Source organism: Thomasclavelia spiroformis DSM 1552 (assembly GCF_025149465.1).
In the GTDB taxonomy this organism is placed as follows: Bacteria; Bacillota_I; Bacilli_A; order Erysipelotrichales; family Coprobacillaceae; genus Thomasclavelia; species Thomasclavelia spiroformis.
This window is the reverse complement of sequence record NZ_CP102275.1, coordinates 2,382,020-2,394,290: the sequence shown is the minus strand read 5'-3', so window position 1 is coordinate 2,394,290 and position 12,271 is coordinate 2,382,020. Positions and strand designations below refer to the sequence as shown.

Below are 12,271 nucleotides of genomic sequence, written 5' to 3'. Positions count from 1 at the left end.
TGAAAACTAAACAGAATTAAAGAACACACGTCAAAGAGAAAAAAGAAGAGCTAAACAGACAGGAAATTGTCTGAGAGAGATAAAAGGACAATGGAGAGTTTGATCCTGGCTCAGGATGAACGCTGGCGGCGTGCCTAATACATGCAAGTCGAACGCGAGCAGCAATGCTCGAGTGGCGAACGGGTGAGTAATACATAAGTAACCTGCCCTAGACAGGGGGATAACTGCTGGAAACGGCAGCTAAGACCGCATAGGTATGGACACTGCATGGTGACCATATTAAAAGTGCCAAGGCACTGGTAGAGGATGGACTTATGGCGCATTAGCTGGTTGGTGAGGTAACAGCTCACCAAGGCGACGATGCGTAGCCGACCTGAGAGGGTGACCGGCCACACTGGGACTGAGACACGGCCCAGACTCCTACGGGAGGCAGCAGTAGGGAATTTTCGGCAATGGGGGGAACCCTGACCGAGCAACGCCGCGTGAAGGAAGAAGGAATTCGTTCTGTAAACTTCTGTTATAAAGGAAGAACGGCGGATATAGGGAATGATATCCGAGTGACGGTACTTTATGAGAAAGCCACGGCTAACTACGTGCCAGCAGCCGCGGTAATACGTAGGTGGCGAGCGTTATCCGGAATTATTGGGCGTAAAGAGGGAGCAGGCGGCGGCAGAGGTCTGTGGTGAAAGACTGAAGCTTAACTTCAGTAAGCCATAGAAACCGGGCTGCTAGAGTGCAGGAGAGGATCGTGGAATTCCATGTGTAGCGGTGAAATGCGTAGATATATGGAGGAACACCAGTGGCGAAGGCGACGGTCTGGCCTGTAACTGACGCTCATTCCCGAAAGCGTGGGGAGCAAATAGGATTAGATACCCTAGTAGTCCACGCCGTAAACGATGAGTACTAAGTGTTGGGAGTCAAATTTCAGTGCTGCAGTTAACGCAATAAGTACTCCGCCTGAGTAGTACGTTCGCAAGAATGAAACTCAAAGGAATTGACGGGGCCCGCACAAGCGGTGGAGCATGTGGTTTAATTCGAAGCAACGCGAAGAACCTTACCAGGTCTTGACATCCGGATAAAGACCTCAGAGATGAGGGGATAGATATATCCGAGACAGGTGGTGCATGGTTGTCGTCAGCTCGTGTCGTGAGATGTTGGGTTAAGTCCCGCAACGAGCGCAACCCTTGTCGCTAGTTACCATCATTAAGTTGGGGACTCTAGCGAGACTGCCAGTGACAAGCTGGAGGAAGGCGGGGATGACGTCAAATCATCATGCCCCTTATGACCTGGGCTACACACGTGCTACAATGGATGGAGCAGAGGGAAGCGAAGCCGCGAGGTGAAGCAAAACCCATAAAACCATTCTCAGTTCGGATTGTAGTCTGCAACTCGACTACATGAAGTTGGAATCGCTAGTAATCGCGAATCAGCATGTCGCGGTGAATACGTTCTCGGGCCTTGTACACACCGCCCGTCACACCATGAGAGTTGATAACACCCGAAGCCGGTGGCCTAACCGCAAGGAGGGAGCTGTCTAAGGTGGGATTGATGATTGGGGTGAAGTCGTAACAAGGTATCCCTACGGGAACGTGGGGATGGATCACCTCCTTTCTAAGGAGAAGAGGAAGTGTGGAGAAGATTCTGTTTAGTTTTGAGTGAAACTCGAAGAAGAGAGAAGCTCAGAGATCATTGAAAACTGGATAATAGACAAATTGCGAAAGAAAGAGATCGAGATAAGAAAATTATTGAGGTCTTTCTAGAGAAAGTCGAAAGAAAACTAAGAGAATTCAACACTGAAACAGTCAGTAAGAAGGAAATAGTGATCAAGACACCGAATAGGTAAAGTAGGGAAGAGCGTATGGCGGATGCCTAGGCACAGAGAGGCGAAGAAGGACGCAGCAAACAGCGAAATGCGACGGGGAGCAGTAAGCATGCAACGATCCGTCGATGTCCGAATGGGGGAACCCATCCGGGATAGAGACCGGATATCCTGCAGTGAACAGATAGCTGCAGAGAGGCGAGACTCAGGGAACTGAAACATCTAAGTACCTGAAGGAAGAGAAAATAAAAATGATTTCCTAAGTAGCGGCGAGCGAAAGGGGAGGAGCCCAAACCGATTTTAGGATCGGGGTTGTAGGACTGTCAGGAAAGAGCAAGAAGGCATTATAGGCGAACGGACTGGGAAGTCCGGCGAGACAGGGTGAAAGCCCCGTAGCCGAAATAGTGAAGAAGCTTGAGACAGCACCTGAGTACGGCGGGACACGAGGAATCCTGTCGGAATCTACCAGGACCATCTGGTAAGGCTAAATACTCCTCTGTGACCGATAGTGAACCAGTACCGTGAGGGAAAGGTGAAAAGAACCCCGGGAGGGGAGTGAAAAAGAACCTGAAACCATATGCTTACAAGAAGTTAGAGCCCGTTAAAGGGTGATAGCGTGCCTTTTGTAGAATGAACCGGCGAGTTACGATATGCAGCGAGGTTAAGCAGGATATGCGGAGCCGAAGCGAAAGCGAGTCTTAACAGGGCGCTAGTTGCATGTCGTAGACCCGAAACCGAGTGATCTAGCCATGACCAGGTTGAAGTTGGGGTAAAACCCGATGGAGGACCGAACCGACCCCCGTTGAAACGTTGGCGGATGAGTTGTGGCTAGGGGTGAAATTCCAATCGAACTCGGAGATAGCTGGTTCTCCCCGAAATAGCTTTAGGGCTAGCGTCGAGAGAGAGTCATGTGAAGGTAGAGCACTGAATATGTGATGGCCCCATCCCGGGGTACTGAATATAATCAAACTCCGAATGTCACAGAGACATGCTCGGCAGTCAGACAGCGGGTGATAAGGTCCACTGTCAAGAGGGAAACAGCCCAGACCATCAGCTAAGGTCCCAAAATATATACTAAGTGGAAAAGGATGTGGAGATGTCCAGACAACTAGGAGGTTGGCTCAGAAGCAGCCATCCTTTAAAGAGTGCGTAACAGCTCACTAGTCGAATGACTCTGCGCCGATAATTTACCGGGGCTAAGTATATTACCGAAGCTATGGATTTGCGATGAGCAAGTGGTAGGGAGCGTTCTATGAGCGAAGAAGCAGTACCGGAAGGAGCTGTGGAGCATATAGAAGAGAGAATGCCGGTGTGAGTAGCGGAACGTGGGTGAGAATCCCACGCACCGAAAACCCAAGGTTTCCAGAGGAAGGTTCGTCCGCTCTGGGTAAGTCGGGACCTAAGGCGAGGCCGAGAGGCGTAGTCGATGGACAACAGGTAGAGATTCCTGTACTTACGGTATGAATGAAGGAGTGACGGAGAAGGCTAGGTGATCCTGCGGCTGGAAGAGCAGGTGCAAGCGAGGTAGCAGATATCCAGGCAAATCCGGATGTCGAGAAAGCGAAGGCGTGAAGCGGATGGAAAGCCAAGGCAAGTACAGAAGTCATTGAAGCCAGCTTCCAAGAAAAGCTTCTAGTGAAAATCATACAGTAACCCGTACCGAAAATGGACACACATGGGTGAGGAGAGAATCCTAAGGTGAGCGAGAGAACTATAGCTAAGGAACTCTGCAAAATGACTCCGTAACTTAGGGAGAAGGAGTGCTCATAGAGATATGAGCCGCAGTGAAACGGCCCAAGCGACTGTTTACCAAAAACACAGCTCTATGCTAAGTCGAAAGACGACGTATATGGGGTGACGCCTGCCCGGTGCTGGAAGGTTAAGAGGATGTGTCAGCGCAAGCGAAGCACTGAATTGAAGCCCCAGTAAACGGCGGCCGTAACTATAACGGTCCTAAGGTAGCGAAATTCCTTGTCAGGTAAGTTCTGACCCGCACGAAAGGCGTAACGATTTGGGCGCTGTCTCAGCTGTAGACTCGGTGAAGTCTTAGTACCTGTGAAGATGCAGGTTACCCGCGACTAGACGGAAAGACCCCATGGAGCTTTACTGTAGCTTGATATTGGACTTTGATGCAGGATGTACAGGATAGGTAGGAGACTGAGAGACATGCACGCCAGTGTGTGAGGAGTCGCTGTTGGGATACTACTCTTCCTGTATTGGAGTTCTAACCGGATGCCATAAGCTGGCAACGGGACAGTGTCAGGTGGGCAGTTTGACTGGGGCGGTCGCCTCCCAAAGAGTAACGGAGGCGCCCAAAGATACCCTCAGCTTGGATGGAAATCAAGCGCAGAGTGCAAAGGCAAAAGGGTGTTTGACTGCGAGACCAACAAGTCGAGCAGGGACGAAAGTCGGGCTTAGTGATCCGGCGGTGCTGAATGGAAAGGCCGTCGCTCAACGGATAAAAGCTACCCTGGGGATAACAGGCTGATCTCCCCCAGAGTTCACATCGACGGGGAGGTTTGGCACCTCGATGTCGGCTCATCGCATCCTGGAGCTGAAGTCGGTTCCAAGGGTTGGGCTGTTCGCCCATTAAAGCGGTACGCGAGCTGGGTTCAGAACGTCGTGAGACAGTTCGGTCCCTATCTGTCGTGGGCGTAGGAAGTTTGAGAAGATCTGTCCTCAGTACGAGAGGACCGGGATGGACATATCAATGGTGCACCAGTTGTCACGCCAGTGGCACAGCTGGGTAGCTAAATATGGAAGGGATAAACGCTGAAGGCATCTAAGTGTGAAACCCACTTCAAGATGAGACTTCCCATTACGCAAGTAGGTAAGACCCCTTAAAGACGATAAGGTTGATAGGTCAGGAGTGTAAGCATGGTGACATGTTCAGCGGACTGATACTAATAGGTCGAGGACTTAACCTAAAGAGAGAAGAAGAAGCAATAGGAGCTATTATCCGGTTTTGAGTGATTCTCGAAAGGAATTGCTTAAAAGAGAAGATCTGGTAGCGATAGCATGATGGACACACCTGTACCCATACCGAACACAGAAGTTAAGCATCATAACGGCGACGATAGTACTGCGGTGCGACAATAGCAAGCTGCCGGTTCTTTTTTTATTTTGGGATCATATATTCTTCATCATATACCGGTACCTTCTCCGGTATCTTTTTTTGTTTAGCTAAAAAAACAAAAAAAGATAAAAAAAGGCAAAAAAAAGCTTTACAAAGGCAAAGGAATATGGTAAATTAAGTGAGCACTCGAGAGAAGAGGAAAGAGGCTTTAGAAAAAGATGGAAAAAGATATTGACTAAAGTCAAAAAAGAGTGTAAGATAAGAAAGTCGGCAAAAGAGAGGCCGATAAGAGAGATCATTGAAAACTAAACAGAATTAAAGAACACACGTCAAAGAGAAAAAAGAAGAGCTAAACAGACAGGAAATTGTCTGAGAGAGATAAAAGGACAATGGAGAGTTTGATCCTGGCTCAGGATGAACGCTGGCGGCGTGCCTAATACATGCAAGTCGAACGCGAGCAGCAATGCTCGAGTGGCGAACGGGTGAGTAATACATAAGTAACCTGCCCTAGACAGGGGGATAACTGCTGGAAACGGCAGCTAAGACCGCATAGGTATGGACACTGCATGGTGACCATATTAAAAGTGCCAAGGCACTGGTAGAGGATGGACTTATGGCGCATTAGCTGGTTGGTGAGGTAACAGCTCACCAAGGCGACGATGCGTAGCCGACCTGAGAGGGTGACCGGCCACACTGGGACTGAGACACGGCCCAGACTCCTACGGGAGGCAGCAGTAGGGAATTTTCGGCAATGGGGGGAACCCTGACCGAGCAACGCCGCGTGAAGGAAGAAGGAATTCGTTCTGTAAACTTCTGTTATAAAGGAAGAACGGCGGATATAGGGAATGATATCCGAGTGACGGTACTTTATGAGAAAGCCACGGCTAACTACGTGCCAGCAGCCGCGGTAATACGTAGGTGGCGAGCGTTATCCGGAATTATTGGGCGTAAAGAGGGAGCAGGCGGCGGCAGAGGTCTGTGGTGAAAGACTGAAGCTTAACTTCAGTAAGCCATAGAAACCGGGCTGCTAGAGTGCAGGAGAGGATCGTGGAATTCCATGTGTAGCGGTGAAATGCGTAGATATATGGAGGAACACCAGTGGCGAAGGCGACGGTCTGGCCTGTAACTGACGCTCATTCCCGAAAGCGTGGGGAGCAAATAGGATTAGATACCCTAGTAGTCCACGCCGTAAACGATGAGTACTAAGTGTTGGGAGTCAAATTTCAGTGCTGCAGTTAACGCAATAAGTACTCCGCCTGAGTAGTACGTTCGCAAGAATGAAACTCAAAGGAATTGACGGGGGCCCGCACAAGCGGTGGAGCATGTGGTTTAATTCGAAGCAACGCGAAGAACCTTACCAGGTCTTGACATCCGGATAAAGACCTCAGAGATGAGGGGATAGATATATCCGAGACAGGTGGTGCATGGTTGTCGTCAGCTCGTGTCGTGAGATGTTGGGTTAAGTCCCGCAACGAGCGCAACCCTTGTCGCTAGTTACCATCATTAAGTTGGGGACTCTAGCGAGACTGCCAGTGACAAGCTGGAGGAAGGCGGGGATGACGTCAAATCATCATGCCCCTTATGACCTGGGCTACACACGTGCTACAATGGATGGAGCAGAGGGAAGCGAAGCCGCGAGGTGAAGCAAAACCCATAAAACCATTCTCAGTTCGGATTGTAGTCTGCAACTCGACTACATGAAGTTGGAATCGCTAGTAATCGCGAATCAGCATGTCGCGGTGAATACGTTCTCGGGCCTTGTACACACCGCCCGTCACACCATGAGAGTTGATAACACCCGAAGCCGGTGGCCTAACCGCAAGGAGGGAGCTGTCTAAGGTGGGATTGATGATTGGGGTGAAGTCGTAACAAGGTATCCCTACGGGAACGTGGGGATGGATCACCTCCTTTCTAAGGAGAAGAGGAAGTGTGGAGAAGATTCTGTTTAGTTTTGAGTGAAACTCGAAGAAGAGAGAAGCTCAGAGATCATTGAAAACTGGATAATAGACAAATTGCGAAAGAAAGAGATCGAGATAAGAAAATTATTGAGGTCTTTCTAGAGAAAGTCGAAAGAAAACTAAGAGAATTCAACACTGAAACAGTCAGTAAGAAGGAAATAGTGATCAAGACACCGAATAGGTAAAGTAGGGAAGAGCGTATGGCGGATGCCTAGGCACAGAGAGGCGAAGAAGGACGCAGCAAACAGCGAAATGCGACGGGGAGCAGTAAGCATGCAACGATCCGTCGATGTCCGAATGGGGGAACCCATCCGGGATAGAGACCGGATATCCTGCAGTGAACAGATAGCTGCAGAGAGGCGAGACTCAGGGAACTGAAACATCTAAGTACCTGAAGGAAGAGAAAATAAAAATGATTTCCTAAGTAGCGGCGAGCGAAAGGGGAGGAGCCCAAACCGATTTTAGGATCGGGGTTGTAGGACTGTCAGGAAAGAGCAAGAAGGCATTATAGGCGAACGGACTGGGAAGTCCGGCGAGACAGGGTGAAAGCCCCGTAGCCGAAATAGTGAAGAAGCTTGAGACAGCACCTGAGTACGGCGGGACACGAGGAATCCTGTCGGAATCTACCAGGACCATCTGGTAAGGCTAAATACTCCTCTGTGACCGATAGTGAACCAGTACCGTGAGGGAAAGGTGAAAAGAACCCCGGGAGGGGAGTGAAAAAGAACCTGAAACCATATGCTTACAAGAAGTTAGAGCCCGTTAAAGGGTGATAGCGTGCCTTTTGTAGAATGAACCGGCGAGTTACGATATGCAGCGAGGTTAAGCAGGATATGCGGAGCCGAAGCGAAAGCGAGTCTTAACAGGGCGCTAGTTGCATGTCGTAGACCCGAAACCGAGTGATCTAGCCATGACCAGGTTGAAGTTGGGGTAAAACCCGATGGAGGACCGAACCGACCCCCGTTGAAACGTTGGCGGATGAGTTGTGGCTAGGGGTGAAATTCCAATCGAACTCGGAGATAGCTGGTTCTCCCCGAAATAGCTTTAGGGCTAGCGTCGAGAGAGAGTCATGTGAAGGTAGAGCACTGAATATGTGATGGCCCCATCCCGGGGTACTGAATATAATCAAACTCCGAATGTCACAGAGACATGCTCGGCAGTCAGACAGCGGGTGATAAGGTCCACTGTCAAGAGGGAAACAGCCCAGACCATCAGCTAAGGTCCCAAAATATATACTAAGTGGAAAAGGATGTGGAGATGTCCAGACAACTAGGAGGTTGGCTCAGAAGCAGCCATCCTTTAAAGAGTGCGTAACAGCTCACTAGTCGAATGACTCTGCGCCGATAATTTACCGGGGCTAAGTATATTACCGAAGCTATGGATTTGCGATGAGCAAGTGGTAGGGGAGCGTTCTATGAGCGAAGAAGCAGTACCGGAAGGAGCTGTGGAGCATATAGAAGAGAGAATGCCGGTGTGAGTAGCGGAACGTGGGTGAGAATCCCACGCACCGAAAACCCAAGGTTTCCAGAGGAAGGTTCGTCCGCTCTGGGTAAGTCGGGACCTAAGGCGAGGCCGAGAGGCGTAGTCGATGGACAACAGGTAGAGATTCCTGTACTTACGGTATGAATGAAGGAGTGACGGAGAAGGCTAGGTGATCCTGCGGCTGGAAGAGCAGGTGCAAGCGAGGTAGCAGATATCCAGGCAAATCCGGATGTCGAGAAAGCGAAGGCGTGAAGCGGATGGAAAGCCAAGGCAAGTACAGAAGTCATTGAAGCCAGCTTCCAAGAAAAGCTTCTAGTGAAAATCATACAGTAACCCGTACCGAAAATGGACACACATGGGTGAGGAGAGAATCCTAAGGTGAGCGAGAGAACTATAGCTAAGGAACTCTGCAAAATGACTCCGTAACTTAGGGAGAAGGAGTGCTCATAGAGATATGAGCCGCAGTGAAACGGCCCAAGCGACTGTTTACCAAAAACACAGCTCTATGCTAAGTCGAAAGACGACGTATATGGGGTGACGCCTGCCCGGTGCTGGAAGGTTAAGAGGATGTGTCAGCGCAAGCGAAGCACTGAATTGAAGCCCCAGTAAACGGCGGCCGTAACTATAACGGTCCTAAGGTAGCGAAATTCCTTGTCAGGTAAGTTCTGACCCGCACGAAAGGCGTAACGATTTGGGCGCTGTCTCAGCTGTAGACTCGGTGAAGTCTTAGTACCTGTGAAGATGCAGGTTACCCGCGACTAGACGGAAAGACCCCATGGAGCTTTACTGTAGCTTGATATTGGACTTTGATGCAGGATGTACAGGATAGGTAGGAGACTGAGAGACATGCACGCCAGTGTGTGAGGAGTCGCTGTTGGGATACTACTCTTCCTGTATTGGAGTTCTAACCGGATGCCATAAGCTGGCAACGGGACAGTGTCAGGTGGGCAGTTTGACTGGGGCGGTCGCCTCCCAAAGAGTAACGGAGGCGCCCAAAGATACCCTCAGCTTGGATGGAAATCAAGCGCAGAGTGCAAAGGCAAAAGGGTGTTTGACTGCGAGACCAACAAGTCGAGCAGGGACGAAAGTCGGGCTTAGTGATCCGGCGGTGCTGAATGGAAAGGCCGTCGCTCAACGGATAAAAGCTACCCTGGGGATAACAGGCTGATCTCCCCCAAGAGTTCACATCGACGGGGAGGTTTGGCACCTCGATGTCGGCTCATCGCATCCTGGAGCTGAAGTCGGTTCCAAGGGTTGGGCTGTTCGCCCATTAAAGCGGTACGCGAGCTGGGTTCAGAACGTCGTGAGACAGTTCGGTCCCTATCTGTCGTGGGCGTAGGAAGTTTGAGAAGATCTGTCCTCAGTACGAGAGGACCGGGATGGACATATCAATGGTGCACCAGTTGTCACGCCAGTGGCACAGCTGGGTAGCTAAATATGGAAGGGATAAACGCTGAAGGCATCTAAGTGTGAAACCCACTTCAAGATGAGACTTCCCATTACGCAAGTAGGTAAGACCCCTTAAAGACGATAAGGTTGATAGGTCAGGAGTGTAAGCATGGTGACATGTTCAGCGGACTGATACTAATAGGTCGAGGACTTAACCTAAAGAGAGAAGAAGAAGCAATAGGAGCTATTATCCGGTTTTGAGTGATTCTCGAAAGGAATTGCTTAAAAGAGAAGATCTGGTAGCGATAGCATGATGGACACACCTGTACCCATACCGAACACAGAAGTTAAGCATCATAACGGCGACGATAGTACTGCGGTGCGACAATAGCAAGCTGCCGGTTCTTTTTTTATTTTGGGATCATATATTCTTCATCATATACCGGTACCTTCTCCGGTATCTTTTTTTGTTTCTTCTTCTTATACATGAATACATAATTTTGCATTTTTGTAGAGATTGTAACGTAATTAAATATTGTATTAAGGATAAAAATTAAAATAAAATGAGTAGATTTATTGTATGTAAGTATACATAGTTAAGATTAATGGATAAGTGTTTTTATATAATTTATGTCCAGTTATAAAAGTTAAAATAAGATTACCCAATTGTTGCAGATAAGTGGTTGCACTTTGCATCAATTAAGGCAATCTTTTTTGATAGAATTTTCTGTATTCAAATATGGGAGATTATTATGGAAAGAAATATTATAAGAGATTTATTAATTTTGAAACAAATGAACATTAAATTAAACTTTAGCGAACTTGCCAGAATCTACGATATGGACAACCATACAGTAGTTAAATACTGGCTTGGAGGAGGAATAAAAAAAGTGGAACGTAAACCTAAAAAAGTATTCTGGATAAATCTAGCGATGAAATCGCTAGATTGTTTAAAAAGCCTAGTGTCCATAAGCGTGCTACATATGAGTATCTTCTAGACAGATATGTTGAAGACAATATTGGAACCTACAATTGGAAATATGATATAAAGCCATAAAAAACTGTCAAGCCTAATGTCAGATATGAAACAAAACCTGGTCAACAATTGCAGGTAGACTGGAAAAAAATCTTAGAATGACGACCATTCATAGTGAAGTCATATGTGGATTTAATGAGTTCTGTAGTTATAATATATATTGGGTTATTAAGTATCAAAATGAAATGTAAATAAACATGAATTGCTATATTTTTGTCTAATTTTTTTAAATAAAAATCAGCATTAATATTTATAGATAAAAATTAAAAAAAAAGCTTGCATAGTAAGCTTTTTTTTGATAGTATTAGCATGTCGGCTACGAAGATGTGCAAGGTTGCTGAAACACCGAGAGGCGTTGTCATGAGACGGCATGTTTTAGGGAATTTGTATTGAGTAGTTCGCATCCTATGAATTTGAAAGGAGAAAAAAATCATGGCAAATAACAAAATTAGAATTAGATTAAAATCTTTTGATCACAAAATTCTAGATAATTCGGCAGAGAAAATTATTGGTGCTGCTAAGAAATCTGGTGCTCAAGTAGTAGGTCCTGTACCTCTACCAACTGAAAAAGAGATTTATACAATCTTAAGAGCAGTTCACAAATATAAAGATTCACGTGAACAATTTGAAATCAGAACACACAAACGTTTAATCGATATCGTAAATCCTACACAAGAAACTGTAGATGTTCTAACAAGATTAGAATTACCAAGTGGTGTAGATATCGAAATCAAATTATAAGAAAGGTAAATGGTGTAACTCATGAAAGGAATCTTAGGTCGTAAGATTGGAATGACTCAAGTCTTCACAACTGATGGTTTATTAATTCCAGTAACTGTAGTTGAAGCTACTGAAAATGTAGTATTACAAAAGAAAACTGTTGCTACTGATGGATATGATGCAATTCAAGTTGGATTTGAAGATAAGAGAGAAAAATTAGCAAATAAAGCTGAATTAGGTATTGTAAAAAAAGCTAATACAGCTCCTAAGCGCTTCATCAAGGAATTTCGTTTTGACGAAATGATGAGTTATGAAGTTGGAGATAAAATTACTGTTGATAGCTTCGTAGCTGGTGAAGTTGTGGATGTAACTGGAACTTCTAAAGGTAAAGGTTATCAAGGTGTTATTAAAAGACATGGACAACATATCGGTCCAAAAGGACATGGTTCAGGAGCTCATAGAATTGTAGGGTCAATGGGACCAATTGCTCCAAATAGAATTGCTCCAGGTAAAAAATTACCAGGACAAATGGGTCATGTTACAAGAACAGTTCAAAACTTAGAAATTGTAGCTGTTGATGTAGAAAATAATTTATTATTAATCAAAGGGTCAGTACCAGGTCCGAAAAAAGGATTAGTAATTGTAAAATCTGGAATTAAAGCAGCTGGGAGAGTAAATCCTGCTCATGAATTAGTAGATTTTACACCAACAGTAGAAGAAACTAAAGATGCAGATGTAGCAACTGATACACCAGTTGAAACAGCTGAATAATTTAGGGAAGGAGGATTCGA

At 46.7% G+C, this 12,271-nt stretch carries 3 protein-coding genes and 6 rRNA genes; all 9 read left to right on the top strand.

From position 1 onward, the window contains the following. Positions 1–87 precede the first annotated feature (87 nt). The 9 genes from NQ543_RS11490 to rplC all read left to right on the top strand — a co-directional run bounded on the left by NQ543_RS11490 (position 88) and on the right by rplC (position 12,251). Positions 88–1,611: ribosomal RNA gene (locus tag NQ543_RS11490) — 16S ribosomal RNA — on the top strand. A 227-nt stretch (positions 1,612–1,838) separates the two neighbouring features. Then, positions 1,839–4,746 (top strand): 23S ribosomal RNA (locus NQ543_RS11485). A 76-nt stretch (positions 4,747–4,822) separates the two neighbouring features. Continuing rightward, a 5S ribosomal RNA gene (gene rrf, locus NQ543_RS11480) occupies positions 4,823–4,931 on the top strand. Positions 4,932–5,281: 350 nt separating this feature from the next. Next, positions 5,282–6,806 (top strand): 16S ribosomal RNA (locus NQ543_RS11475). A 227-nt stretch (positions 6,807–7,033) separates the two neighbouring features. Beyond that, positions 7,034–9,943 (top strand): 23S ribosomal RNA (locus NQ543_RS11470). A gap of 76 nt (positions 9,944–10,019) precedes the next feature. Continuing rightward, positions 10,020–10,128: ribosomal RNA gene (gene rrf / locus NQ543_RS11465) — 5S ribosomal RNA — on the top strand. Together the 16S, 23S and 5S rRNA genes form the textbook arrangement of a ribosomal RNA operon. Before the next feature lie 348 nt (positions 10,129–10,476). Beyond that, the gene (locus tag NQ543_RS11460) at positions 10,477–10,722 is read left to right on the top strand and encodes a hypothetical protein (RefSeq protein ID WP_004610070.1); all 246 of its coding nucleotides are present in this window, start codon (positions 10,477–10,479) and stop codon (positions 10,720–10,722) included. Positions 10,723–11,192: 470 nt separating this feature from the next. Beyond that, entirely contained in the window at positions 11,193–11,501 is a 309-nt protein-coding gene (rpsJ, locus tag NQ543_RS11455) for a 30S ribosomal protein S10 (protein WP_004610071.1), read from the top strand. Between the two features lie 21 nt (positions 11,502–11,522). Next, the gene (gene rplC, locus NQ543_RS11450) at positions 11,523–12,251 is read left to right on the top strand and encodes a 50S ribosomal protein L3 (protein ID WP_004610072.1); all 729 of its coding nucleotides are present in this window, start codon (positions 11,523–11,525) and stop codon (positions 12,249–12,251) included. The last annotated feature ends 20 nt before the right edge of the window (positions 12,252–12,271 follow it).